Genomic DNA, 24,303 nt, shown 5'->3' on the forward strand with positions numbered 1-24,303 from the left:
CTCCATGTTGGGTCGTCGCGGCCTTAATGTGTCTCCATTACGACGTTAACCTTTATTAAAGTCGATTTTGATCGATATGGTTAGCGATGATGAGTAGACCTTGCATACATGAGCCTTGTACAAAGTAGCGTTTTCGTCAAAGGAGCGATCAATATGAGTTTTGCAGGTGAGCAGCACATGGGCGTCGTTACCCCTCCCCCCGAAACCCAGGGATTCCGGCTCAATCACTTGATGCTGCGCGTGGCATCGCCCGAGCGCTCGCTAGCGTTCTACTCCCGCGTGTTCGGTATGCAGGTGCTACGCAGGCTTGACTTCGCCGAGATGCAGTTTTCGCTCTACTTCCTTGCGCGTCTCGAAGAGGGCGATAGCGTGCCCGAGGCGCAAGACGCCCGTACCACCTGGACCTTTCAGCAAAAGGGGTTACTGGAGCTGACGCATAATTGGGGAACCGAGACCCAGGAGGGTTTTGCCTATCACGACGGCAATGCCGAACCGCAAGGCTTTGGCCACATCTGTTTCAGCGTACCTGACTTGGCCAAGGCGCAAGCCTGGTTCGACGCTAACGACGTCACCTTCATCAAGCGCGCCGATCAAGGCAAGATGAAAGACGTGATCTTCGTCAAAGACCCCGACGGCTACTGGATCGAGGTGGTTCAGGCCGATCTCTTGGCCAACATGGGCGACTGACGTGGCACACCTGCTGTTTCGCCTGCGCCACGTCACCGACGAAGAAGCCGCCGAGGTACGCGCGCTTCTGGACGAACATGGGTTCGACGTCTACGAAACCCAGGCGGGTTTTTTCCGCTTGGGCGTCGATGCCATCTGGCTGCGTCATGCTGACCAGCGCGATGCCGCCGAGGCGGTGCTCAAGCGCTACCAGGTCGAGCGTTTCACCCGCGCAAGAAGCGAGTTGGACGCCGCACGTACGCGGGGCGAGGCACCTACGCTATGGCAGCGCCTCAACGAGCGGCCGGTAAGCGTTTTGCTGACCTTCGTTGGCGTCATCCTGGTAGCCGCGCTCACGCTGATTCCTTTTCTTGCCTTGATGATGAAATAAAAAGAGCCAGCCATTGCGGCTAGCTCTCTCTCAAAGACGCTTTCTTAGGAGTACTTTCTAAGTGGCGCTTGGCGCTTCGGTAGCGATCACTGTGTATCGGTCAGCGCCGTCAGCAATCGATAGGCGGCCTCGACGCGCTCGGCGTTGGGGTAGTTACGGTTGGCCAGCATGACGATCGCCACGTCTTCGCTGGGCACGAGGGCCGCGTAAGCACCAAAGCCGTTGGTCGAACCCGTCTTGTTGTACCAGTAGTCTGGGCTAGGCGGCGAGGGCGGCGTCAAGCGCTCGGCAGGCTGCGGTTCCAGCGCCATCTCGGTGGAGTTCCCTGCGCGCAGCGTGTCGAGCGTTACCGGGTAACGGTAGCGCTCCCATCCCAAGCCTTGCTCCATATCACCCAGTGCCACGTAGCCGGTGCGGGTAAGCGCCAAGGCTTCGCTGAGCGTGGGGTCGATATCGGCGTCGTCGACATGAGCGGTGACGAAGCTCAGCAAATCTTCGGCATTGGTCTTCACTCCATACGCCTGGGCATCCAGAGAGCCTGGGCTGACGCGTACCGGGGCATCGTCGCGCGAATAGCCCCAGGCGTAGTCCGCCTCTTGGGCTTCGGACACCTGATAGACGCTGTGCGTTAGCCCCAAGGGTGACAACACGCGTGACTGCATGGCATCTGCGAAGGGCTCATCCAGCCGCTCGGCCACGAGGTAGCCCAACAGACCGATGCTGGGGTTCGAGTACAGACGCTGGGTGCCCGGCGGGTACGCGGGCTGCCACTGGCGGTAGTAATCGAGCATGGACGCTTCGTCGGTCACGTGCTCGGGAAACTGCAAAGGCAGGCCGCCTGCGGTGTAGGTGCCGAGCTCGAGCAGGCTAATGTCATCGAAGGCGCTGCCCGCAAGCGCCGGGGCATGACGGGAAGCGGCGTCGTCGAGCGATAGCGCACCGCTGGCCAGGGCCTGCCCAGCCAGGGCTGCGGTGAAGAGCTTACTCACCGAGCCTATCTCGAACAGCGTTTGAGCGGTCACTTCGGTTTGGGCGTCGCGATCAGCAAGCCCGTAATAAAAGTAATGGTGCTCGCCGTTGATGCTTAGCCCAATCGCCATGCCTGGAATGCGCTGCTCGGCCATAAGTGGCGTGACGATGCCATCGACCAGCGCGGTTAACTGCGCTTCGTCAGGGGTTGTTTCAAGGGCAAAGGTAGGAGAAGCGAGCAGCATACCGACAAAGCCGGCCGTTATCGTTCTGCGCATGTGAGGGGCTCCGAGAAGCTGGGTGAGATAGGTAAAGGTGTCTTGCGACGGTAGGTAGGGATGTTAAATATCCTTGAGGCAGCCTACAAACGACGATATTTTGCCTTTGGTATTAGAAAAATTAGGGCTTGTGTCATGCCGTCACATCTACCTTTTAAAGCGCTGCACGCCTTCGAAGCTTCCGCCAGGCATTTGAGTTTTACGCGTGCGGCGGAAGAGCTCTGCGTCACCCAGGCGGCCGTTAGCCATCAGGTCAAACATTTGGAGAGTGAGCTCAAGGTGTTGCTGTTCAAGCGTTTGCCACGTGGGCTCAAGCTGACCCATGAAGGCGAACGGCTGCTGCCGGTATTGACGGCGGCGTTTGGTCAGATGTCGCTGGCGCTGGAGCAGCTGGGAGAGACGACCTACCGGCACCCGCTCCATGTCGGGGTGGTCGGCACCTTCGCCGTTGGTTGGCTGCTTCCGCGCCTAGCCGATTTCGAGGCGCAGCACCCTTTCGTCGATGTCCGCCTCTCGACGCACAACAACCGTACCGATATGGCCGCCGAAGGGCTCGATATGGCGATCCGCTTTGGCGATGGTGCCTGGCATGGCATTGCGGCTCAGCCGCTTTTGCCCGGTTTTTTTTCAGTGCTGTGTACGCCTGCCATCGCGCGCCGTCTTATCACGCCGCAGGACGTGCTGCACGAGGTATGGTTGCGCTCCTACCGCGCCGATGAGTGGTCCCAGTGGCTTGCGGTCGCTGGAATCGAGGAGGGGATGACCAAGCCCCGTAATCTAGTGTTCGACTCTTCCGCCGTCATGATGGAAGCGGCGCTTCAGGGGGTTGGCATTGCCCTAGCACCGCCAGCCATGTTCACCCGCCATCTTGCCAATGGCACGCTCGTGCAGCCCTTCGATACCATGGTTGATCTAGGCAGCTACTGGCTAACGCGGCTTCAATCGCGTAGCGACGACATCGCGATGGCGGCCTTCCGCCGCTGGATCACCCAGGCCTTTCGATAGCACTTACTCACTTTATGTGCACAAAAAAGCGCCCGCGAGGGGCGCTCTGTGCAGCACTTTAGGCCATTTTAGTCGTGGCTATGCTCGTGCTCGTGCTCGTGCTCATGCTCATGCTCGTGGTCATGGTCATGGCTGTGCTCATGGCTATGTTCGTGAGCGTGTTCGCCGTGGCCCGGCTCGGCCAGGGCGGCGTGCAGCAGCTCGGCGTTGTGGCGCATCATGCCAAGGTAGGTGCTAGCTTCGCCTTCGGCGGAGAGGGCGTCGGCGTACAGCGTACCGGCGATTTCAAGGCCCGTCTCTTCGGAGAGTTGATCGATCACTGCTGCGTTGGTCATGTTCTCGTGGAACAGAGCCTTAACGTTTTCGGCGTTGATCAAATCGATCAGCTCAGCCATGCGCGCGCTGCTCGCTTCGGCTTCGGTAGAAAGGCCGACAGGCGCCAAAAAGCGCACGCCGTAGGCGTGTGAGAAGTAGCCGAAAGAGTCGTGGCCGGTGATGACGCTGGTGCTCGGCGGAACGTCGCTGATCAGCTCACGAATCTCGCCATCCAGCGCCGCCATCTCTTCGAGGTACTGATCGGCATTGGCACGGTAGTCGTCGGCATTCTCTTCGTCGACGGCGATCAGGCCATCGCGAATGTTGGCGATATAGACGCGCGCCTGCTCCATGTCCTGCCAGGCGTGAGGGTCGAATTCACCGTGAACATGGGTGTGCTCGTGAGCGTGCTCATGCGCATGATCGTGGCCATGCTCGTGATCATGTTCGTGCTCGTGCTCGTGCCCGTGGTCATGGCCATGATCGTGATCGTGGCTGTGCGCGTGGTCGTGTCCATGATCGTGCTCGTGGCCATGGCTATGCTCGTGCGGATGGTAGTCGAGCTTGTCGATGCCGTCGCTTGCGGTTATCAACTCGCCTTCGTACTCGCTGGAGTCGAGCAGGCGATCCATCCAACCTTCGAACAGCAGGCCGTTGAAGACGACGAGGTCGGCTTCGGCGAGCGCGCGTGCATCGCCCGGACGCGGTGTGTAGACGTGCGAATCGCCATCGGGGCCGACGAGAGCGGTGACGTCGACGTGATCACCACCGACGTTCTCGACCATGTCAGCCAGGATGGAGAAGCTCGTAACGACCTGCACGCGATCGGCGGCCATGGCGGCCGGAATGGCCAGCAGCGCCGAAACGCCGACGAGCAGAGGAGAAAAACGTAAAGACATAACGACTCCTAGTGAGTGGGTTAGTGCGAGGTAGACTCGGCGCCAAGCGGAGCGGCCTTACGGCGCAACCTTGCCGTTAGACTGTGATACCGACCGAACAGCGCCGAAAACAGATACCCCACTCCCGCCAGTAAAATGATGCTTGGGCCAGAGGGGATATCCAGGTGATAAGAGAGCAACAGCCCGCCGGTGCTCGAGAGCATCGCCAACACCACGGCAATGCCGATAAGCCCTTCTAAGCGCTTGCTCCAAAAGCGCGCGGCCGTGGCGGGCAGCATCATCAAACCGACCGCCATCAGCGTGCCGAGGGTTTGAAACCCCGCAGTCAGGTTGAGTACCAAAAGCGCTAAAAAGACGCTGTGAACCCAGGCGTTACGGCGGCTTTGCCCGCGTAGAAAGAGCGGATCGAGACACTCCACCACCAGGGCGCGAAAGACCAGGGCCAGCGTGACCACGATCAGCGAGGTGATACCGGCAATCAACAAGAGCGCCGTGGAGTTAATAGCCAGAATCGAGCCGAACAGCACATGGGTGAGATCGACGCTACTGCCGCCTAGCGAGATCATCATCACCCCTGCGGCGAGCGCGATGATGAAGAAACTGGCCATGGCGGCGTCTTCGCGCTGGCCGCCCATCTTGGATACCGCACCCGCCAAGAGCGCCACCAGCAAGCCGAACAAGACCCCGCCAATGCTCATCGCCGGTAGCGAGAACCCCGCAAGCAAAAAGCCCAGAGCGACGCCCGGCAGAATGGCGTGGGCCATGGCGTCACCGATCAGACTCATGCCGCGCAGCACCAAAAATACGCCCAGCGGCGGCGCGGCCAACGAAAGCGCCAAGCCACCTACCGCAGCGCGGCGCATAAAACCGTAGCCAAAGGGGGCCACGAACCAGGCATCAAGCAGTGCCAACATGACGGCCTCCTGCGGTATCGAACGACATGAGGTTGGCCGAGGCCATCGGCTGCTGTAGGGCGCTGGGCGCCAGCCACTGGCCGTGGCCTGCGTTCAACATCAGTACCTCATCGGCCAGGCGGCGCAGGTGGTCCATGTCGTGGAGAACGATCAAGATGGTCATGCCATCGTCCGCCATCTGACGCAGAATGCGCACCAGGATATCGATGGTGTCGCGATCGACGTTGGCAAACGGCTCATCGAGAAGAAGAAGCTCGGCTTCTTGCATCAGGGTGCGGCCGATGAGCGCGCGCTGGCGCTGGCCACCCGAGAGCTCGCCCAGCTGGCGGTGCGCCAAGTGCGAAATGCCTAAGCGCGCCATGATGTCGCGGCCCTTGCGATAGTGCGCTTCGCAGTAGCCTTTGAAAGCGCCGTGGCTCGGCCAGGTGCCCGTCATCACCAGCTCTTCCACGCTCATGGGAAAGCTCAAATCGAGCGCTAGCTGCTGGGGCAGCCAGGCGCGTCGCTCGCGAGCGATGCTACACTCGACCTTGCCCGATACCGGGCGCAGCTCGCCCATGATGGCTTGAATCAAAGTGCTTTTACCGGCGCCGTTAGGGCCGATCAGTGCGGTGATGGCGCCAGGGCGAACGTCGCCTTCGATATGCTCAAGCACCATGCGATGGCCTTGGGCCAAATGCAGGTCGCGCAGCCTTAGGCGAGAGTGGGCGTGCGTGCTCATCGCGGCCACCCGCCGGCCCAGTAGACCAGTAGCCAAAGCGCCAAAAGGGGAACCGCCACGAACAGCAAGCGTTTCGTGGCGGAGAGTGACATCAGCGAAAAGTGGCAGGGCCCTTCGCGATTATGACGATGCGTACGGTGACCCAAGGTTCTCTCCGGTGGATCCAATAAGTTATAACATAACATTTGGCGGGGCCAAAAAATTGCCCCGCATTTTACGCCCTAATCGTCTAGCGAACAAAGCGATCATCAAGAGTGATGGGTTTGGCGGCCTCTCATATCGATCAAAAGCGCCAAGCCGCGCCTAGCTGCTGCGGCGATACCAAAAAGGCGTATTCGCCTTCGAGCGACACCGGGCCGATTGAGACGCGCGCAGGCTGGAAGCGGTTGATGGCGCGGGTGGCCTGATGCGGCTGAGTCCAAATTTGCAGCTCGTTGACCAGCATGCCGGTCGCGAAGTTGAGCGCGGCATCGTCTCCACGACCGTCGGCAGCGATGACGGCCCCCGCCACGCCATTGACCACCAGCGAGCCAAGCCGAGCATCGAACCCGCGCCGCCGACGCTCGGCCTGGGCAAGTTCAAGCCCAAGCGCCTGCACGCCACTTAGCTCTCCTTCGGCCCGCAAACGGCGATACTCCGTCAGCGCCGCTGGATGGGGCTGGCGATCCATTAGCATTCCCCCTAATGCCAATGCCGATTTCACTACGCCAACCCGGGCATCGAAGCGGTCGTCCCGGTCGCTCGCCTCACTCGACTGATAGGCGTTGTAGGCCAGGCTGCCGACGTAAATCGTCGTCCACCCTGCCTGCCAAACATTCGCCTGACGCGCACCGTTTTCGAACGCATCGTCATAATCTGCCCAGTCAGGCGTTTGTGCCTGCACAGAGGTGGTAATCCCCAGCAATATGACGCACAGCAAGTTAGCTAAACGCATGGTCTTATAACCTTTGAATCGACAATTAATAGCGCAAAGCCTAGCACGAGAGATGAAGGTTAAAGCGCGCCTTTATTAACGTAATAAAATGTAACCAAACGGATAGAGTTTGTCGCTTAAGCGTGGTTAGATGAAACGAAAAGCCTAAGAAGTATTAAAAAACTAAGCAGTATTAACAGTAGGGGAGTGTCAGGGAAACCGCCATGGATGATCTTGCCGCCAGCGATTTAAAAACGATTCTGCACTCCAAGCGCGCGAACCTTTACTACCTTCAGCACTGCCGAGTGCTGGTCAACGGCGGGCGCGTCGAGTACGTAACCGATGAGGGTAAGCGCTCGAAGTACTGGAATATCCCCATCGCCAACACCACCTCGCTCAAGGATGCCGTGATCCTGCCGCAAGCGTTCATATCTGCCAGCCGCGGTGACGAGGAGCAGGAGTTCCGCCAGAGCTGCATCGAACGGCTGAGCCAGGTCGAGGCGCTCGATACCATGATCGACACGCTAAAAACGGTGGCCGAACGCCTGAGCGCCGAGGCGAACCGGTGAACGTGCTGCTCGTCTCTCAGTGCCACAAGAACGCGCTGAAAGAGACGCGGCGCATTCTCGACCAGTTCGCCGAGCGGCGCGGTGATCGTACCTGGCAGACCGCGATCACCCAGGCCGGGCTCGATACCTTGAGAACGCTTCTGCGCCAGAAAGCGCGCAAGAACAGCGCCATCGCCTGCCACTGGATTCGCGGCCACGACCACAGCGAGCTTTTATGGGTCGTCGGCGACGCTTCGCAGTTCAATGCCCGGGGCGCCACGCCCACCAACACCACAAAGCGCAATATATTGCGCCGCGAGGATGAGAACGACTGGCACTCGCTCAGGCTGATTCATATGCTCGCCTCCATGGCCGCGCTCTTTCACGATCTCGGCAAGGCCTCCGATGCCTTCCAGCGGCGGTTGCAGGGCAAGCTCGAAGGGCGTAATCGCTATCGTCATGAGTGGGTATCGCTACGTCTGCTCGAAGCCTTCGTGGGTGACGACGATGACGCCGGGTGGCTGGCAAGGCTTCAAGCACCGAGTGAGCAGAATGACGCGCGCTGGCTGGATCGTCTTCAACGCGATGGTCTGGATACATTGGCCAGACCAGCGCCTTTTCCACACCTTCCGCCATTAGCGGCTGCCATCGGCTGGCTGATCGTCAGCCATCACCGGCTGCCAGCCAACCCTGCCGAATACGACGATGGCCGCCAAAAGTGGGTAGGTGCCCGCGCCACGCTCAATGCCGATACCGTGCCAGCACTTCCCAGCGCGATCACCGCACGCTGGAACGAGATCGTCCAGCCCCCCAGCGCTGAGGAAGACACACCTTACTGGCGCTTTACCCAGGGCTTGCCGGTGACGCACGATGCCTGGCGCACGCGGGCCGCACGGCTGGCGCGCCAGCTGGCCGAGCTGCGCTACCCCGTTTCGCCGATCGAGTCGCCCTACGTCATGCATCTGGCAAGGCTTTCGTTGATGCTGGCCGATCACCACTATTCGAGCCTTGTGGAGGAAGGTCGGCTCAAGGGCGAGTGGCCGGGGAGTGACGGTAAGATGCACCTCTACGCCAACACCATGTTTCATCACGGCAAGCGCCTGCTTTGCCAGCCGCTGATCGAGCATTTGCTGGGCGTGGTGCGCGCCACTGGCGAGATCACCCACCACCTACCGAGTTTGACCACCGCGCTACCGCGCATTGCTCGCCACAAGGGCTTCAAGGCGCGCAGCAAAAACGCGCGCTTTCGCTGGCAGGACAAGGCGTATGACCTGGCCGTCGGGCTGCGCGACAAGAGCGCAGAGCAGGGCTTTTTCGGCATCAATATGGCCTCGACCGGCTGTGGCAAGACCATCGCCAATGGCCGCATCCTCTACGGTCTGGCCGCCCCTGACGCTGGCGCGCGGTTCTCCATTGCGCTGGGCCTGCGCACGCTCACCCTGCAGACTGGCCAGGCCTACCGTGAACGGCTAGGGCTTGGCAGCGACGAACTGGCGATTCGCGTTGGCGGCAGTGCCAGCCGGGCGCTGTTCGAACATCAGCAGAAAGAGAGCGAGGACGAACGCGGCGGCTCGGCATCGCGCGGCGAGCTACTCGACGAGCAGAGCCATGTCGTCTTCGAAGGCGATCTCGATAGCCACCCGGTGCTGAGCAAGGTCGTCAGTGACCCGCACGCCCGCGCGCTAATCGGCGCGCCGGTGCTGGTCTGCACCATCGATCACCTGGTGCCCGCCACCGAAAGCCTGCGCGGGGGCCATCAAATTGCGCCGATGCTGCGGCTGATGAGCGGCGATCTGGTGCTCGACGAGCCGGATGATTTCGACATCAAGGACTTGCCCGCGCTGTCACGGCTCGTGTACTGGACGGGGCTGCTCGGCTCTCGCGTGCTGCTCTCATCGGCTACGCTGCCACCCGCCATTGTGCGAGGGCTCTATGATGCCTACCGTGAAGGGCGCGCCGAGTACCAGCGCCATCGCGGTAAGCCCGGTGCCCCCGTCGAGCCCATCTGCGCCTGGTTTGACGAAAACGGCTGTGCGCAGCAGGGCTGCGCCAATGGCGAAAGCTTCGATGCCGCGCATCGCGCCTTCGCTGAAAAGCGCGCCGCGCGGTTAGCGCAGGTCGAACCGCGCCGTCGAGCGCGCATCGCACCGGTCGTTGCCGAAAGTGCGCACCCTGAAAGTGTTCAAGCAGCAATGGCCAGCGTCATGCTGGCAGAGTCATTGGCGCTACACGAGCATCACCACACGCTCGACCAGACAAGCGGGCAGCGTGTGAGCTTCGGGCTGATCCGCATGGCCAACATCGAGCCGCTGATCGAGGTCGCCCTCGCGCTCTATCGCGCCGAACTGCCTGCAGGAAAACGCATTCACCTTTGCGTTTATCACTCGCAGTTTCCGCTGCTGCTGCGCTCGCGCATCGAAGCGCGGCTCGATCAAACGCTCAACCGCAGCGATGACATGGCGGTGTTCGCGCTGCCCGATATTCGCGCGCGGCTGGACGCCGATCCCGCGTCGGAGCACCTCTTCATCGTGCTCGGCTCCCCGGTCACCGAGGTCGGGCGCGACCACGATTACGACTGGGCCGTGGTCGAACCCTCCTCCATGCGCTCGATCATCCAGCTCGCCGGACGCGTGCGCCGCCACCGTTCTCGCCCGGTCGACGTGCCCAACATCGTGCTACTAGATGCCAACGTCAAAGCCTTGGAAAAAAGACAGGCTGCGTTTTGTCGCCCCGGTTTCGAGACCGAGGAAAAATGGCCGCTATCAACGCACCGGCTCACCGATCTGCTGCGCAGTGTCGAGCTCGACCCCATCGACTCACGACCGCGACTGATGCCTGCCGAGACGCTTGAGCCCACCGGCAAGCTGGTCGACTTAGAGCACGCTCAGCTGGCCGCGTTGATGGTCGAAGGGGCTGAGCCGGTAAATTCGCCCCGACGGCGTAAACGTCGAGGCGAGAAGCCGCAGCCCAATTTGGGCGCCTACCTGTTCTATCGCCCGACCACACTGACACTTAGCGCCATTGCCCAACAGCACGCGCCGTTTCGGGAAGATAACGCGACAGAGAGCGAGTTCGTGCTGATGGTGGACGAAGCGGAGGAGGATTACCGGTTCTACCGCGTGGAAGGCAGCGGTAGGGACGAGCAGTTGTTGGCGGTTGAGCGCGAGCTGGACCGGCTACCGGATGCGCTGCTCGATAACCCGCGCGTCACGCACTGGAACGAACCCGACTACATTGTCGCACTCAGCGAGCAGGCCGAGGCGATGGACATGAGTCTGGAGCGCTGCGCCCGCCGCTTCGGCCACATCCGACTCAAGACCGACTACGCCCCGTACGGCTGGCATTTCCATCCAACGCTGGGATTTGTAAGAAAAAAGTAACCTTAAGCGATACAGGGAGTTAAAGGGGAGCGCTATGAACGAGCCACCGCATCAGCCGCTATCACTTAGGGCTGTGATTCACGAATTCATCCACAACCGCTTTGCCACTAAAACAGAAAAGCTAGCGCCGGATGACCCTGCCTACCTCAAGTTGCAGGAGCAGTTCGACCCGCAAGCGTGGCTCGCCGATGCCGCGCGGCGGGTCAGTCAGCTTCAGGTCGTTACTCACTCACTCAAGGGCGTTCACCCGGATGCCAAGGGTACCAACCTTTATATCGAACCCGGGCAGTTTGATCGCCCCGGTTTGGTTGGCAGCCACTGTCTGCCGCAGGACTTTCAGGGCGATGTGGTCGGCAACGCCGCCGCGCTCGATGTCTACAAGTTCTTAAAGCTCCAATGGCAGGGGCGCTCACTGCTGGAGCTTTCGCTCGACGGTGATGAGGCGCTGATCGACGCGTTGAGTGAGGATCGCGACCAGGCGCAGGCATGGGTTAGCGCCTTTGCGCAGATCGTCGAGCCGAAAGGCGCTCCCAGCTCCCACGCGCGCGGCAAGCAGGTGTACTGGCTAGTAGGTGACGAACCGACCGACAATGGCAGCTATCACCTGCTGGCGCCGCTTTATGCCACCGCTCTGATTCATCCGTTCCACGCCCGGCTCAGCGAGGCGCGTTTTGGCGAGCACGCCAAAGCGGGGCGCAAGGCGCGACGCGATACGATCATGTTCGACGGCGAGTACAGCGACTACCCCAACCTCGCCGTGCAGAAACTCGGTGGCACCAAGCCGCAAAATATCTCGCAGCTCAACAGCGAGCGGGGCGGGCAGAATTACCTACTCGCGTCGCTTCCGCCCCACTGGGTTTCTCGCGACGTTACCCCACCGCTTCGCACCGAGTCGGTACTGCCTCGCTTTGGCCGGCGCGCGCCGGTTCGCCAACTCGTCAACGACCTGGTCGGCTGGGTAAAGCAGAACATGAAAGAGGACGAGCGCCGCGCTCTATCAGGCAAGGCACCGCGAAAAACCTATCAGGATAGGGATTTGCACGATGATTTGACCGCCATGCTGGCCGACGAGCTTTTGATGTTCACCTTCGAGCTTCACCGTTTGCCCTCGGGCTGGTCGGCAGACAGCGAATGCAGGCTGGTGGCTTCTGAGCGCTACTGGCTCGATCCCGGACGCAGTGAGCTAGACGCTGATTTTGCCAGCGCGAGGCAACGTTCTGACTGGCACGAGGAGGTTTCCGAGCGCTTTTCAGGCTGGCTCAAGCATACGCTCACCAAACGCTTGAAGATCAGTCTGGGTGATCCAGAGCATGAGTTCTGGACGAGTAAGATCGAGCAGGTACTAGAAGACTTCCGTCGACAGATGGAGGGCCTGCAAGACGCTCTACGCGAAGAGGATGAGCGCCTGGAAGGAGAGCTCGCATGATGAATCATCTCCTGTTGTTTCCTCGATTACGCATCCAGAATGCCAACGCTATTTCCAGCCCGATGACGTGGGGATTTCCTGCCATGAGCGCCTTTATAGGCGTGCAGCAGGTACTGGAACGCAACCTCCCCGATGACATCAAGCTGGTGTTCAATGAAATTGGCGTGGTGTGTCACTACATCGAGCCTCAAGTGACCGAAGGCGGTTTCATCAAGGCGTTTCATCTCACGCGTAACCCGGTCGGAAAGGATGGTAGCACCGCCGCCATCGTCGAGGAGGGCCGTGTGCACCTTGAGGTCAGCCTGCTGATCGGTGTCGAGTCAATGGGTGAGGAGCTTGGCAATCCCGAGCGCCGAAGTGAGATCGCGAATCGACTTTTCGAGCAAGTAAAGGGCATGCGTATCGCAGGCGGCAGTGTCATGCCACCCTTGGACGGTCAAGCGCGTTATCGCCCTACGTTGATCAGCTTCGACGCGAACGAAGAGAAGCGCGCCAAGCAGTGGCAACGCCTGAAGCGCCGCCTGCTCCCCGGCTTCGCACTAGTGCTGCGTGATGACCTGCTCGCCGCGCATACCGCTACGTTGCAATCACAAAATGAGCAGGCCACGCCGTTGGACGCCTGGCTCGATCTCTCCCGGCTTAACCATACCTGCCATATCGAGCAGGTGAAGGATGAAAAGGGAGGTGTAACGAAAGAGACCGCGCGCTGGGCGCTTCGCCGCCCATATAAGGGCTGGCTGGTGCCGATTCCGATCGGCTATGGCGCCATTTCGGATCTCTACCAGCCAGGCGAGGTCGCCAACGCCCGCGATCCTGAAGTGCCTTTTCAGTTCGCAGAAAGTCTTTATTCCATTGGCGAGTGGGTGAGCCCGCATCGCTTCCAAACGCCAGACGATCTGATGTGGTTCGTGGAAAACGATTTGGATCGCGGGATTTATCGCCTTCAAAACCATTACGCCAAGACGTCACAAGATTAACCAAAGGGGAAACAACATGGCCAAGAATGACTCTCTCAAAACCGCCTCTGTACTCGCCTTCGAGCGCAAACTCGACCCGTCCGATGCGCTATTCAGCGCTGGCAGTTGGGATACGCGCAGCGATGCGGCGCAATGGGCGCCCGTGCTGGTTCGCGAAAAGTCGGTGCGCGGCACCATCTCCAACCGCCTGAAAGCCAAGGATCAAGACCCGCTCAAGCTCGATGCCGCCATCGAGAACCCCAACCTGCAGACGGTGGATGTTGCAACGCTTCCCCACGATGCCGATACGCTGGCGGTACATTTCACGCTGCGCGTACTCGCAGGGGCTGGGCATCCGTCCGCCTGCAACAACGCCGACTACCAGCAAAAACTCAAACAGACCGTCAGCGGCTACGTGAGTGAGCACGGCTTTAATGAACTGGCACACCGCTACGCCTGCAACCTCGCCAACGGCCGCTTTTTGTGGCGCAACCGCATCGGCGCGGAATCGGTCGAGGTGATTGTCAGCCGTATTCAGGAAGGCAAAAAGGCGCAGCAGTGGACGTTCGATGCCCTTGGCCAATCCACGCGCAGCTTCGAAGGCGACGTGCAAACCAAAGCGCTAGGCGAGTGTATTGCGGGGGCATTATCCGGCGAACAGTACCTGCTGCTCGATGTGGTCGCCTTTGCACGCGTTGGCGCCGGTCAAGAGGTCTTCCCCTCACAGGAGCTGATTCTGGATCGCTCCCGCGGTGATAAGAGCAAAACCCTCTATAGCATCGGCGATGACAAGCACGCCGCCATTCACTCGCAAAAATTGGGTAATGCGCTGCGCACCATCGACACCTGGTACCCGGCGCCGGAAGACGGCAGTGACCTTGGCCCGATCGCCGTCGAACCCTACGGCTCGGTGACCACCCAAGGCAGCGCTTACCGCCAGCCGAAGCAGAAAGTCGACTTCTATAACCTGCTGGATAACTGGCTGTTGAAGGATCAGGTGCCTTCGGTCGAGAATCAGCACTTCGTCATGGCCACGCTGATTCGAGGCGGCGTCTTCGGCGACGCGGGGTAAGCCATGGACCACTACATCGATATCCGGCTGCGGCCGGACCCCGACTTTGCGCCGCCCATGCTAATGGAAGCGCTCTACAGCAAGCTGCACCGCGCCCTGTTCGACCTTCAAGCAACCGACATCGGCGTAAGCTTTCCGCAGCACAAGTTGGGCGTAAACGCGCGCACCCTGGGCGACCATCTGCGCTTGCACAGCACGCAGGCGCGTTTGACGCAGCTCATGCAGCAGCCGTGGCTAAACGGCATGCGCGATCACGTGAGTGTTGGCGATATTTTGGCCGTACCCGCTGAGGTTCAACATCGCAGCGTCGCGCGCAAACAGTTCAACACCGGCAACCCAAGCCGCGCCAAGCGCTACGCCAAGCGCAACGGCTTAGCCGAAGAGCAGGCGCAGGCGATCTATGACCAGGTAGCAGAAAAGCGCATTGCGCTGCCCTTCGTACAGCTCAACAGCCGCTCGACACAGCAGCGTTTTGCCCTGTTCATCGAGCATGGCAAACCCGAGCCCACGCCCCGACCGGGCGAGTTCAATCACTACGGCCTAAGCCCCACCGCCACAATTCCCTGGTTTTGACCCTTTTTTCAGGGCGTTAAAAGCAGATAAAAAATCAATGGCTTAGCGGTATCATCTAAGAAAGGGTGATACCGCTTTTTCTAACCAAAGCTCTTTAACAATCAAACCGTTGTTTCTGCTAAGCTCTAGTTCGCTGCCGCACAGGCAGCTCAGAAATGCAGCGAAACCCTCGCCTGTTGAGCTTCGTGGTTCGCTGCCGCACAGGCAGCTCAGAAACAGGGACTACCAGGGTTATTTCTCGTCCGATAGTTCGCTGCCGCACAGGCAGCTCAGAAAAATTTGATTTTCCTCGCTTTTCTTCTCATTTCGTTCGCTGCCGCACAGGCAGCTCAGAAAAGTAGAGCTGAATTTGCTTTGTGATTCCTAACGTTCGCTGCCGCACAGGCAGCTCAGAAATGGTCGTCCAGTCCTTTGAAAATGAACGCGCTGTTCGCTGCCGCACAGGCAGCTCAGAAAATGACGAAGTGCATCGCTCCCCCGAGCTCCAGGTTCGCTGCCGCACAGGCAGCTCAGAAATGCAGAAAAGTTATCCACACGCTTGACTTATCGTTCGCTGCCGCACAGGCAGCTCAGAAATGTAGCAAGCCGAGCGGTCGTCGCGGTGGACAGTTCGCTGCCGCACAGGCAGCTCAGAAAGACCTGCCCCGCTTGGGCGCGCTCGAGGTCCAGTTCGCTGCCGCACAGGCAGCTCAGAAAGCACTAAATAGCCCGTTCTGGACGATGTTATCGTTCGCTGCCGCACAGGCAGCTCAGAAAACCATATCGGTGCGCGATGCCTGCAGATCGGTGTTCGCTGCCGCACAGGCAGCTCAGAAAACATCAGAAATCTCTGGCTTGGGCATACGGTCGTTCGCTGCCGCACAGGCAGCTCAGAAAACCCGTTCGCAACCGGCGGGCCGTCTGAACCAGTTCGCTGCCGCACAGGCAGCTCAGAAATCCAGGGCGGCGGCGGTGTCGCGCAGCGCGTCGTTCGCTGCCGCACAGGCAGCTCAGAAAGTTGACCGTGGCCATGATCGTATTGCTGCTGCGTTCGCTGCCGCACAGGCAGCTCAGAAAACTGGGATAGCTCCATGAGCAAGCCTCAGCAAGTTCGCTGCCGCACAGGCAGCTCAGAAACATCGGTCACAACGAACGCAGTTACAAGCTGAGTTCGCTGCCGCACAGGCAGCTCAGAAATTTGTCGCCCCGGCGACAACGAAGGCCGCGTCGTTCGCTGCCGCACAGGCAGCTCAGAAAATGCTCAACAGCTCGCTGTCGGTCTAATGGCTGTTCGCTGCCGCACAGGCAGCTCAGAAATAAGACTTTCTCGTCGGTAAAGTCACGACCGCGTTCGCTGCCGCACAGGCAGCTCAGAAATACACGCCTATGTTTTCGCGAGCCAGCTTGGCGTTCGCTGCCGCACAGGCAGCTCAGAAAGACGGCCTCAAGGCCAAAATCGCCGCCCTGTTGTTCGCTGCCGCACAGGCAGCTCAGAAATTCGAATGGACGCTCGGCGGCATGACCGTAGAGTTCGCTGCCGCACAGGCAGCTCAGAAAAAAGCACGCAAGGCCGCGCCTGCCGATAAGCCGTTCGCTGCCGCACAGGCAGCTCAGAAAGCCCGGGTTGAAATGGGGTAGCGGCGGATGGAGTTCGCTGCCGCACAGGCAGCTCAGAAATCCTCATTCAGCATGAGAGTTTCACCTTCTCCGTTCGCTGCCGCACAGGCAGCTCAGAAATGTACACAGTTTATGTGGAAGGGTTGACGTATGTTCGCTGCCGCACAGGCAGCTCAGAAAGGCATCAACGCTATTACCGGAGCTGTATTACCGTTCGCTGCCGCACAGGCAGCTCAGAAATGAAAGCCGAGCGCGACGCCTTCACCGGCGTCGTTCGCTGCCGCACAGGCAGCTCAGAAAGAGTAGCTCGGTACGGGCTTCGTCGATGCGGGGTTCGCTGCCGCACAGGCAGCTCAGAAAACTCCCAGCGGGCGGCTGGGTTGGTAGGTATGGTTCGCTGCCGCCCAGGCAGCTCAGAAACTGAGTGGCTGCATGCCACATACGCTCCCTGAGTTCGCTGCCGCATAGGAAGCTCAGAAAACGGCGCGTGTCAACACGTTTTTGCAAATAAAGTTCGCTGCCGCACAGGCAGCTAAGAGCCTAAAGCACGAATTGAATTTGTATTGAGGATGTCGTGGGTGCCTGCCGCGCGGGAGGCGCCCGCGCTAGCCCTCATCAACGCCATGTATGCTAGAGCGAAGGGGTCGGCAGCCATGCCGAGGACAGGCCTTGTAACCCTAAGGTGGCTCGCTTTGATACGCAAGCGTTCGCATATGAAGGTAAATCCATTGACCTTGCTTCGTGGTCGCTCTTATCTTGGGAGGCATGAAGCAAGAGGCCAATAGTCGCCTGGCGTACCCTGCTTTGGCAGATGAGGTATCGGGGGATGGCGAACCCGCCTTGCTTCACCTTTGGCTAGCCTACGTTAGGCAAATAGTCACTTGGCTATATCGTCCTCAAGCCCTGCGGTGTGGGCGTTTGGATACGCCTATGAGGCCAGCGAGTACATAAAAAAACGCAAGCCCGTATAAGCTTGCGTTTTTCGGTTTCGAGCGTGGCGCTACATCATGGCTTCGCGCTTCGCCGTCTGGCGCACGGAGTAGATGAAAACAATCACGAACACGAGTGTGTAGAGAAGCACGATGGTGGGGGCTGGCGCGCTGTCGATGAAAAATGACAGATAGACGCCAAGAAACGCGATCACGGCCGACATCGTCACGGCGATGATCAGCATGATGCTAAAGCGCTGAGTCAACAAGAACGCGACGGCTCCTGGGGCGATCAAAAGCGCAATGGCTAGGATGATGCCCGCCGCCTTCAGCGCACCAACGATGGTCAGCGAGATCAAACATAGCAAGCCATAGTGTAGCCACCGGGTGCGCAGACCCACGGCGCGTGCCTGGGTGGGATCGAAGGCGTGGAGTAAAAAATCCTTCCACTTGAGGCCGATCACGCCGATGGTCATTAGGGCAATGAGGGCAGATTCGATAATGTCTTGTCGCCCAATGCCGAGGATATTACCAAACAGGATGTGATCCAGGTGCACCGTCGATTGAATCTCGACATAGAGCACAAGCCCGAGTCCGAACATGCCCGAAAAGACGATGCCCATCACCGTATCCTGCTTGATGCGGCTATTCTCCTTCAGAAAGCCGGTGGCTAAGGCGCAGAACATGCCCGCCGCAAAGGCGCCGATGGCCAAGGGAATGCCGACGATATAAGAGATCACCACGCCCGGAAAGACCGCATGCGAGATCGCATCGCCCATCAGCGCCCAGCCCTTGAGCACCAAAAAGCAGGAAAGCAGCGCCATGGGAATCGCGACCAGCACGGCGATGACCATAGCATTGAGCATGAAACTGAACTGGAAGGGGGCAAGTAGCCACTGACCAAGGCTCATGGCGTTCCCTCCATATCGGCGTGTAGGGGCGTGCGCAGCGCATGTGCTGCCCGGCGGCGTGCGGCCAGCATGCCGTGCTTGGGCGCGAACACGAAAACGAGCAAGAAGATCAGCGTTTGCAGCACCACGATGATGCCGCCGGTCGCGCCATCGAGAAAATAGCTAACGTAGGCGCCAAAAAAGCTCGTCAGCGTGCCAATGGCCACGGCAATGGTCAGTACCCTCGAAAAGCGATCCGACAGCAGATAGGCCGTTGCCCCCGGCGTTACCACCATGCAGATCACCAAAAAGGCACCGACCGTTTGCAGCGCGGCCACGGTCGAGGCCGATAGCAGGGTAAAGAAAAGCACCTTGAGCGCTGTCGGATTGAGACCGATGGAGCGGGCGTGATTCTCGTCGAAGAAGGTGACCAGCAGATCCTTCCACTTGACGAGTAGGATCGATAGTGACACTACGCCGATGATGCCAAGCTGTAGGGTGTCGGATGGCGTGATCGCCAGCACGTTACCCAGCACGATCGACTGAATGTTCACCGACGCCGGTGATAGCGACACCATAAAGAGCCCCAGGCCAAAGAAGGCGCTGAAGGTCATGCCGATGATCACGTCCTCCTTGAGCTTGCTGCGCTGGTTGAGAAACAGCATGGCGGCGGAGGCGAGCCCACCGGCAAAGAAGGCGCCGAGCGAAAACGGCAGGCCAATCATGTAGGCGCCCGCAACGCCGGGTACGATCGAATGCGACAGTGCATCGCCGATCAGTGACCAGCCCTTGAGCATCAGGTAGCAAGAGAGAAAGGCACACACGCCGCCCACCAGCGCCGATACCCACATGGCGTTCTGCATGTAGCCATAGCCGAAGGGTTGGAGCAAAAGGTCGATCATTGGCGGTGCTCCGTGTCCGCATCGGTGGTATCGCGCTGGGCGCTCGGTACCGGCAGCTGCCGCCGGGCGGCGACCCCGTTTTGCAGCACCAGCGCACGCTCATCGTCGGTGAAGACGCCCACTGGGTGGCGCGGCGCCTCGTCGTCGTGTTCGAGCATGAAGTGGCGCAACACGCCGCCAAACGCGCGCTCGAGGTTATGCTGGGTGAAGGTCTCGTCCGTTGGCCCGTAGTCAAGCACGGTACCCTTGATGAGCACGGTGCGGTCGCAAAATTCCGGTACCGAGCCGAGGTTATGGGTAGACACCAGCATCACCCGGCCTTCGTCGCGCAGTTCGCGCAAAAGCTCGATGATCTGGTCTTCGGTCTTGACGTCGACGCCGGTAAAGGGCTCATCGAGCAGAATCACTCGGCTGTCTTGGGCCAGGGCGCGTGCCAGAAAGACGCGCTTGCGCTGGCCACCGGAGAGCTCACCAATCTGGCGCTTTCTGAATTCGCCCATGTTGACGCGGGCCAGCGCCGCATCGACCGCTTCGTGGTCGGCACCCTTGGGGATTCGCAGCATCCCCATTTGGCCGTAGCGACCCATCATGACCACGTCTTCGACCAGTACTGGAAACTGCCAGTCGACCTCTTCGGACTGCGGTACGTAGGCGATGAGATTGCGCTTCAAGGCGGCTTTCACTGGCATATCGAGCACGCGAATCTCGCCCTTGGCGAGGCGAACGAACCCCATGATCGCCTTGAACAGGGTCGATTTGCCGGAACCGTTGACGCCGACCAGTGCGGTGATGGTACCGGTCGGGGTTAAAAAAGTAGCATCGCGCAGCGCAGTGTGGCCGTTGCGGTAAGTAACCGTCGCACCTTCAACGGCAATACCGCCGCCCGGTGGCCGGGCGGCGGTATCTGGCGCGACGCTCGATGTTCGAGTGTCGGTTTCTGGCATTATTCCATCCCTGCGGTCAAACCATCGGCGATGGTTTGAGACGTCACCTTAAGTAGATCGATGTAAGTCGGCACTGGGCCATCCGCGGCGCTCAACGAGTCGACGTAGAGAACGCCGCCGTAGTGGGCACCGGTCTCACGGGCAACCTGCTGCGCCGGATTGGCGGAGACGGTGCTCTCGCTGAACACGGCCGGAATGTCGTGGGCGCGCACTTCGTCGACCACGTGGCGAACCTGCTGCGGCGTGCCTTCCTGATCGGCGTTGATCGGCCAAAGATAAAGCTCTTGCATGTCGAAGTCACGGGCCAGATAGGAGAACGCCCCTTCGCTCGAAACCAGCCAGCGCTTGTCGTCGGGGATTTGAGAAAGCGCTTCACGGATCGGGGCAATCGCCGCTTCGATCTCTTGTTTATACGCCTCGGCGTTGGCGCGATAGGTATCGGCGTTGTCCGGATCGTAGGTGACGAAAGCATCACGAATGTTGTCGACGTAGATCAGTGCGCTTTCCGGCGACATCCAGGCGTGCGGGTTGGGTTTGCCATCGTAGGGGCCGCTGGTGATGCTGATCGGCTCGACGCCTTCGGAGGCCACCACACTGGGTACATCGTTCAAGTTCTGGAAGAACCGCTCGAACCAGCGCTCGAGATCCAGGCCGTTCCAGATGATCAGGTCAGCGCCCTGAGCGCGCATGATGTCGCCAGGCGTCGGGGAATAGTCATGAATCTCGGCACCGGGGCGAGTGATCGACTCGACCGTTGCAGCGTCACCGGCCACGTTTTGCGCCATGTCCGCGATGACCGTGAACGTCGTCACCGCCTTGAACTTCTCTTCCGCGCTGGCTGAGGCGCTAAGTGCGAAGCCCATGGCCAGTGTGGCAACCCATGCGAGCCTAGAGAAACCTCTCTTTCGATTCATGATTATTCCCTTTATGCGTGTGTTTTGGCAGCTATGTAGGGCGTAGCGCGGCCCAAAAGCTACCGGTGCCAGGTCGACTTGATTCAACCTTAGGTGAAAAGTATGTACTAGGCTTAGTTTTGTAGCAACGTATTAAATGTCTGCTCAGCGGTTGATGTTGATCGGTCTGCGAGCGCTGGCTGTGAATGCATTACGGTCTTAAATTATCTTTGAAAAGCGTCGACCACGTAGATGACTAACGCTATAGTGCGCTGCCGCTTTTGCGGCGGGCTTGGTAGGCGTGACGAATGCTCTTTGCTGCCGGGTAGGCAGCTTAGAAAATGGTGGCATAGAGCAAGTATGCTAAGTGTTGGCTGCCGCACAGGCAGCGTGACGCGCCGATAGCGTCAGTGGCGGTAGGGAATTAGGGCAGGAGCTCCGAAAGCACGGGGTGGCACGATAGCGTGTGACCTCTGCATTCGGAGCTTTTTAGTAGGGTAATGCGTCGTCTAACGCTCTTTGGTATCCGCCGTGGGCTCGAAAGCACGTTTGTCGTCGGGTAGGCGCACGGTGTCACCCAATACAAGTTTGCCGTGGCCTTTGAGGCGTTGGCCGTGGCCATCGATGAGGGCGACCACGTTACCGATGCTGACTTTCTCCTCTTCGCGATAAACTTCCACCTCGACCCGTACCACGATGCCTTCGTAGCGCGCCGACAGAATATCGCCGTGGCCTATCTTGGCGTGGGCGTGATGATCGTTGGAGAACAGTTTGGAAACGCTGGCGTTGCCGGGTTCATCCCAGTCGATATGTTTATGCATCGGGCTCTCCTATTGTTGCACTCAGTAAATATTGAACGCAGTAACATCAAGCGTATTTAGCGTAAGGCTTATTGCTCAGTGTAGTTCGACATGCGCCGACGTCAGCATTAGGGCGTCAACGCTAAGTCCCATCTCTATCCTCTGCTTGCGGGTCGACGTACTGAAATAGAAAGTTCAGCGCGGCGGGGAGGCTCGCGCGCCATACGCGCCACGTGTGCCCGCCGGGGTAAAGGTCCAAGCGCACGTCATTGGGCTGAATGCGCTCCATAGCTTGGCGCATCAGGCGGGCGTGATACTCGGCGTCGTAGACGTCGCTGCGCCCGGCGCTGATGTAGAGCGGCACCGGTGGCACATCGCTCTCCTCGGCGCTGGGGCGAGGCGTTACCTGCATGCGGTACTCTTCGAGTAGAGCAGGGTAGTTGCGCGCATCCCACAAAGCGGTATCAAAGTGGCCTTCGTCGTCCAAGAAAGCAGGATGACGGTGTGCCGATGAGTTGAGCGGTGGGTAAGGAACGTAGCTTGCCGGGCTTAGAGCGGCAACGGCGGCGAAGAGGTCGGGGCGTTCCAGGGCGAAGTTGAGCGCGCCGAAACCGCCTGCCGAGAGCCCTCCTATGGCACGCTGATCGCGATTGTTGCCAACCCGATAGGTGGCTTCTACGTGCGGCATTAGGTCTTCGAAAAAGGCGCTACGGGCTGCTTCGTTGTGACCGTCGATCCACCAACTGCGGCTGCCTGGCATGATGAAGACCGCAGGCGGGATATGCCCTGCGGCGATCAAGCGATCTGCCGTTTGCGCCAAGTTGCCCTTGGCGACCCAGTCGCGCTCGGTGCCGAAAGAGCCATGGAGGAGGTAGACCACCGGGTAGTCACGCTCTGGGCTATCGGCATACCCGTCGGGTAAGTAAACGGTGTAGGGGTAGGGGTGACCAAGCGTTGGGGAGTCGAACGTGTGATGCTCGACATCGCCTGCCAGGGCCGAGCTCATTAGGCTGAAGGCGCCTACCAAGGCAGCAGCCGAGACCCAAAGGCGGCGTGAGGTAATGGCGCAGCGAGCGGCTAAACTGAGAGGACGAAACAGGGACAAGGCGCCTCCGGGAATTATTGCGAGGTTAATGAGTCCGACATCGCGTTAGCCTTGATTGTTCTGCGCTGGCCAACGACGGGCATGCCACGGAGGGGTAATGCATAAAAGAATAGAAGAGATTTACTGGCTGCGCGCTTATGGCTGTGCCGCGGTGTTTCTCTTTCATCTGCTGGACCACGTCAATCAGCGCCTAGATAACCTTGCCACTGACCTCATGCGCCTACCGCTGGTGCTGGGTACGCCGATCTTTTTGTTCATTTCGGTTTTCGTCTTTGCCATGCGCTATGACAAAGCCGTTCCGCCGGGTTTTTTGGCCCAGCGGGTCAAGTACGTCATGCTGCCCTATCTGGTATATGGCTTCATTTATTCTACCGGTGAATGGGTGCGGCGCTGGATGATCGGTCAGCCGGTGGATTTTTTTGCCAACGCCGTGGAGTACTTCATCTTTGCGGGTTGGCATGGCTATTTTTTGATCATCGCCATGCAGTTCTATACCGCCTATTGGCTCTTTACCCGCTGGCAGCTGTGGCGCTTCGATCCCATCCCCTGGCTGTGGGTAGCGTGCCTTACGAGTATGGCTTATTGGGGCATCGCTTACTGGCTGGGCGCCGATCCGCCGGGGTATCTGCTCTGGATTGCGCCGCTTGGTTGGATCTATCTGTTCTTTTTGGCGCTGGTCGTGGTGCGCTTCTACCCTCGCCAAGAGCAGGGTAATGAGCTTTTGGTACCGAGTTGGATGCAGCGCTTTTCGCATCCTCTCTGGCTATTTGGCTTCGTGGCGCTGCTCGTGGCCGCCAGTGTGGCGGGTTGGCTCGAATTCTCCTCCAAGGAAGTGTGGGTGATCCCGCTGTTCGTTTTGTTCACCCTATGGGCTATGCGCGTGCTGCGAGACCGCCCGGCACCGGTTTGGGTGCGCTACATCAACGCCTACTCCTTCGGAATCTATCTGGCGCACCCCATGTTTTTCTCGCTGGTGGACGTGTTGGTCCGGCCCTTCAAAACGCCTCTGTTGCTCTACGTCGCGCTGTTGATAGTGGTCGGGGCAGCAGGCTCAATCACGTTGAACAAGATTGCCAATAGGTGGCCTCTAGGGGCCATGCTGCTGGGGAAACGGCTAAAGGTGTAAAAGCGATTTTGCTCTCACGCACCACAGTGAGGCGCAAGCGCTAATTTTTGATCTATTTTGGTGCATTGTGAGCGTATTTGGTGCAGCTTTTC

General features: G+C 59.5%; 21 protein-coding genes and 1 CRISPR repeat array. Of the genes, 10 read left to right on the forward strand and 11 right to left on the reverse strand.

Annotated elements, in window-relative coordinates; all coding sequences use genetic code 11:
- Positions 1–153: 153 nt before the first annotated feature.
- Positions 154–687, forward strand: coding sequence for a lactoylglutathione lyase (gene gloA, locus LLY24_RS13605; RefSeq protein WP_259036843.1), 534 nt, complete (start codon positions 154–156; stop codon positions 685–687).
- Between the two features lies 1 nt (position 688).
- A complete protein-coding gene (locus tag LLY24_RS13610) occupies positions 689–1,057 on the forward strand; it encodes a DUF6164 family protein (RefSeq protein ID WP_259036844.1) in 369 nt (122 codons plus the stop codon).
- Positions 1,058–1,143: 86 nt separating this feature from the next.
- Here LLY24_RS13610 and ampC read toward each other — a convergent pair whose 3' ends face one another.
- On the reverse strand, positions 1,144–2,304 hold the full coding sequence (gene ampC, locus LLY24_RS13615; protein WP_259036845.1) for a class C beta-lactamase: 1,161 nt from the start codon (positions 2,302–2,304) through the stop codon (positions 1,144–1,146).
- 135 nt (positions 2,305–2,439) lie between these two features.
- Between ampC and LLY24_RS13620 the strand changes: the two genes are divergently transcribed.
- Entirely contained in the window at positions 2,440–3,309 is an 870-nt protein-coding gene (locus LLY24_RS13620; protein ID WP_259036846.1) for a LysR family transcriptional regulator, read from the forward strand.
- 68 nt (positions 3,310–3,377) lie between these two features.
- Here the strand turns inward: LLY24_RS13620 and LLY24_RS13625 are convergent, their stop codons facing one another.
- The 4 genes from LLY24_RS13625 to LLY24_RS13640 all read right to left on the reverse strand — a co-directional run bounded on the left by LLY24_RS13625 (position 3,378) and on the right by LLY24_RS13640 (position 7,092).
- The gene (locus LLY24_RS13625) at positions 3,378–4,523 is read right to left on the reverse strand and encodes a metal ABC transporter solute-binding protein, Zn/Mn family (protein ID WP_259036847.1); all 1,146 of its coding nucleotides are present in this window, start codon (positions 4,521–4,523) and stop codon (positions 3,378–3,380) included.
- Between the two features lie 20 nt (positions 4,524–4,543).
- Positions 4,544–5,437 carry a metal ABC transporter permease gene (locus LLY24_RS13630; RefSeq protein WP_259036848.1) on the reverse strand — a complete coding sequence of 298 codons (894 nt, stop codon included), beginning with the start codon at positions 5,435–5,437 and terminating at the stop codon, positions 4,544–4,546.
- Entirely contained in the window at positions 5,421–6,158 is a 738-nt protein-coding gene (locus tag LLY24_RS13635) for a metal ABC transporter ATP-binding protein (protein WP_259036849.1), read from the reverse strand. Before LLY24_RS13635 ends, LLY24_RS13630 begins: the two co-directional genes overlap by 17 nt.
- Before the next feature lie 283 nt (positions 6,159–6,441).
- Complete coding sequence (locus LLY24_RS13640) at positions 6,442–7,092, reverse strand: hypothetical protein (protein ID WP_259036850.1); 651 nt, start codon at positions 7,090–7,092, stop codon at positions 6,442–6,444.
- A gap of 203 nt (positions 7,093–7,295) precedes the next feature.
- Between LLY24_RS13640 and LLY24_RS13645 the strand changes: the two genes are divergently transcribed.
- From LLY24_RS13645 to cas6f, 6 genes are read left to right on the forward strand one after another with little or no spacing between them, the layout of a single operon-like run.
- The gene (locus LLY24_RS13645) at positions 7,296–7,640 is read left to right on the forward strand and encodes a hypothetical protein (RefSeq protein WP_259036851.1); all 345 of its coding nucleotides are present in this window, start codon (positions 7,296–7,298) and stop codon (positions 7,638–7,640) included.
- Positions 7,637–10,999: a type I-F CRISPR-associated helicase Cas3f gene (gene cas3f / locus LLY24_RS13650; RefSeq protein ID WP_259036852.1), complete on the forward strand. Its 3,363-nt coding sequence runs from the start codon at positions 7,637–7,639 to the stop codon at positions 10,997–10,999. The genes LLY24_RS13645 and cas3f overlap by 4 nt, the downstream gene beginning before the upstream one ends.
- Positions 11,000–11,033: 34 nt before the next feature.
- Complete coding sequence (csy1, locus tag LLY24_RS13655; protein ID WP_259036853.1) at positions 11,034–12,425, forward strand: type I-F CRISPR-associated protein Csy1; 1,392 nt, start codon at positions 11,034–11,036, stop codon at positions 12,423–12,425.
- On the forward strand, positions 12,422–13,402 hold the full coding sequence (csy2, locus tag LLY24_RS13660) for a type I-F CRISPR-associated protein Csy2 (RefSeq protein ID WP_259036854.1): 981 nt from the start codon (positions 12,422–12,424) through the stop codon (positions 13,400–13,402). The genes csy1 and csy2 overlap by 4 nt, the downstream gene beginning before the upstream one ends.
- A gap of 16 nt (positions 13,403–13,418) precedes the next feature.
- Complete coding sequence (gene csy3 / locus LLY24_RS13665; protein ID WP_259036855.1) at positions 13,419–14,453, forward strand: type I-F CRISPR-associated protein Csy3; 1,035 nt, start codon at positions 13,419–13,421, stop codon at positions 14,451–14,453.
- 3 nt (positions 14,454–14,456) lie between these two features.
- Complete coding sequence (gene cas6f, locus LLY24_RS13670) at positions 14,457–15,026, forward strand: type I-F CRISPR-associated endoribonuclease Cas6/Csy4 (RefSeq protein WP_259036856.1); 570 nt, start codon at positions 14,457–14,459, stop codon at positions 15,024–15,026.
- A gap of 128 nt (positions 15,027–15,154) precedes the next feature.
- A CRISPR array of direct repeats spans positions 15,155–17,162; the repeat unit is 28 nt; unit sequence GTTCGCTGCCGCACAGGCAGCTCAGAAA.
- A gap of 460 nt (positions 17,163–17,622) precedes the next feature.
- Here cas6f and LLY24_RS13675 read toward each other — a convergent pair.
- The 6 genes from LLY24_RS13675 to LLY24_RS13700 form a co-directional block, all read right to left on the reverse strand.
- Entirely contained in the window at positions 17,623–18,462 is an 840-nt protein-coding gene (locus LLY24_RS13675; RefSeq protein WP_259036857.1) for a metal ABC transporter permease, read from the reverse strand.
- Positions 18,459–19,343, reverse strand: coding sequence for a metal ABC transporter permease (locus LLY24_RS13680; protein ID WP_267135339.1), 885 nt, complete (start codon positions 19,341–19,343; stop codon positions 18,459–18,461). Before LLY24_RS13680 ends, LLY24_RS13675 begins: the two co-directional genes overlap by 4 nt.
- On the reverse strand, positions 19,340–20,287 hold the full coding sequence (locus tag LLY24_RS13685) for a manganese/iron ABC transporter ATP-binding protein (protein ID WP_259036858.1): 948 nt from the start codon (positions 20,285–20,287) through the stop codon (positions 19,340–19,342). Before LLY24_RS13685 ends, LLY24_RS13680 begins: the two co-directional genes overlap by 4 nt.
- Positions 20,287–21,201 carry a metal ABC transporter substrate-binding protein gene (locus LLY24_RS13690; RefSeq protein WP_282563400.1) on the reverse strand — a complete coding sequence of 305 codons (915 nt, stop codon included), beginning with the start codon at positions 21,199–21,201 and terminating at the stop codon, positions 20,287–20,289. Before LLY24_RS13690 ends, LLY24_RS13685 begins: the two co-directional genes overlap by 1 nt.
- A 488-nt stretch (positions 21,202–21,689) precedes the next feature.
- The gene (locus LLY24_RS13695) at positions 21,690–22,001 is read right to left on the reverse strand and encodes a hypothetical protein (protein WP_259036859.1); all 312 of its coding nucleotides are present in this window, start codon (positions 21,999–22,001) and stop codon (positions 21,690–21,692) included.
- A 121-nt stretch (positions 22,002–22,122) separates the two neighbouring features.
- On the reverse strand, positions 22,123–22,986 hold the full coding sequence (locus LLY24_RS13700) for an alpha/beta hydrolase (RefSeq protein ID WP_259036997.1): 864 nt from the start codon (positions 22,984–22,986) through the stop codon (positions 22,123–22,125).
- A 196-nt stretch (positions 22,987–23,182) separates the two neighbouring features.
- Here LLY24_RS13700 and LLY24_RS13705 point away from each other — a divergent pair, with 196 nt between their 5' ends.
- The gene (locus tag LLY24_RS13705) at positions 23,183–24,211 is read left to right on the forward strand and encodes an acyltransferase family protein (RefSeq protein WP_259036860.1); all 1,029 of its coding nucleotides are present in this window, start codon (positions 23,183–23,185) and stop codon (positions 24,209–24,211) included.
- The last annotated feature ends 92 nt before the right edge of the window (positions 24,212–24,303 follow it).

It is taken from the genome of Halomonas dongshanensis (assembly GCF_024790395.1).
Lineage (GTDB): Bacteria > Pseudomonadota > Gammaproteobacteria > Pseudomonadales > Halomonadaceae > Vreelandella > Vreelandella dongshanensis.

What these genes read in the sequence shown, in the direction of transcription:
- LLY24_RS13640 (WP_259036850.1), bottom strand. Translation starts at nt 7,092, where the DNA reads ATGCGTTTAGCTAACTTGCTGTGCGTCATATTGCTGGGGATTACCACC.
- LLY24_RS13695 (WP_259036859.1), bottom strand. Translation starts at nt 22,001, where the DNA reads ATGCATAAACATATCGACTGGGATGAACCCGGCAACGCCAGCGTTTCC.
- LLY24_RS13700 (WP_259036997.1), bottom strand. Translation starts at nt 22,986, where the DNA reads ATGAGCTCGGCCCTGGCAGGCGATGTCGAGCATCACACGTTCGACTCC.
- csy2 (WP_259036854.1), top strand. Translation starts at nt 12,422, where the DNA reads ATGATGAATCATCTCCTGTTGTTTCCTCGATTACGCATCCAGAATGCC.
- csy1 (WP_259036853.1), top strand. Translation starts at nt 11,034, where the DNA reads ATGAACGAGCCACCGCATCAGCCGCTATCACTTAGGGCTGTGATTCAC.
- LLY24_RS13630 (WP_259036848.1), bottom strand. Translation starts at nt 5,437, where the DNA reads ATGTTGGCACTGCTTGATGCCTGGTTCGTGGCCCCCTTTGGCTACGGT.
- LLY24_RS13680 (WP_267135339.1), bottom strand. Translation starts at nt 19,343, where the DNA reads ATGATCGACCTTTTGCTCCAACCCTTCGGCTATGGCTACATGCAGAAC.
- LLY24_RS13675 (WP_259036857.1), bottom strand. Translation starts at nt 18,462, where the DNA reads ATGAGCCTTGGTCAGTGGCTACTTGCCCCCTTCCAGTTCAGTTTCATG.
- gloA (WP_259036843.1), top strand. Translation starts at nt 154, where the DNA reads ATGAGTTTTGCAGGTGAGCAGCACATGGGCGTCGTTACCCCTCCCCCC.
- LLY24_RS13625 (WP_259036847.1), bottom strand. Translation starts at nt 4,523, where the DNA reads ATGTCTTTACGTTTTTCTCCTCTGCTCGTCGGCGTTTCGGCGCTGCTG.
- cas6f (WP_259036856.1), top strand. Translation starts at nt 14,457, where the DNA reads ATGGACCACTACATCGATATCCGGCTGCGGCCGGACCCCGACTTTGCG.
- LLY24_RS13645 (WP_259036851.1), top strand. Translation starts at nt 7,296, where the DNA reads ATGGATGATCTTGCCGCCAGCGATTTAAAAACGATTCTGCACTCCAAG.
- LLY24_RS13685 (WP_259036858.1), bottom strand. Translation starts at nt 20,287, where the DNA reads ATGCCAGAAACCGACACTCGAACATCGAGCGTCGCGCCAGATACCGCC.
- LLY24_RS13690 (WP_282563400.1), bottom strand. Translation starts at nt 21,201, where the DNA reads ATGAATCGAAAGAGAGGTTTCTCTAGGCTCGCATGGGTTGCCACACTG.
- LLY24_RS13635 (WP_259036849.1), bottom strand. Translation starts at nt 6,158, where the DNA reads ATGAGCACGCACGCCCACTCTCGCCTAAGGCTGCGCGACCTGCATTTG.
- LLY24_RS13620 (WP_259036846.1), top strand. Translation starts at nt 2,440, where the DNA reads ATGCCGTCACATCTACCTTTTAAAGCGCTGCACGCCTTCGAAGCTTCC.
- LLY24_RS13705 (WP_259036860.1), top strand. Translation starts at nt 23,183, where the DNA reads ATGCATAAAAGAATAGAAGAGATTTACTGGCTGCGCGCTTATGGCTGT.
- csy3 (WP_259036855.1), top strand. Translation starts at nt 13,419, where the DNA reads ATGGCCAAGAATGACTCTCTCAAAACCGCCTCTGTACTCGCCTTCGAG.
- ampC (WP_259036845.1), bottom strand. Translation starts at nt 2,304, where the DNA reads ATGCGCAGAACGATAACGGCCGGCTTTGTCGGTATGCTGCTCGCTTCT.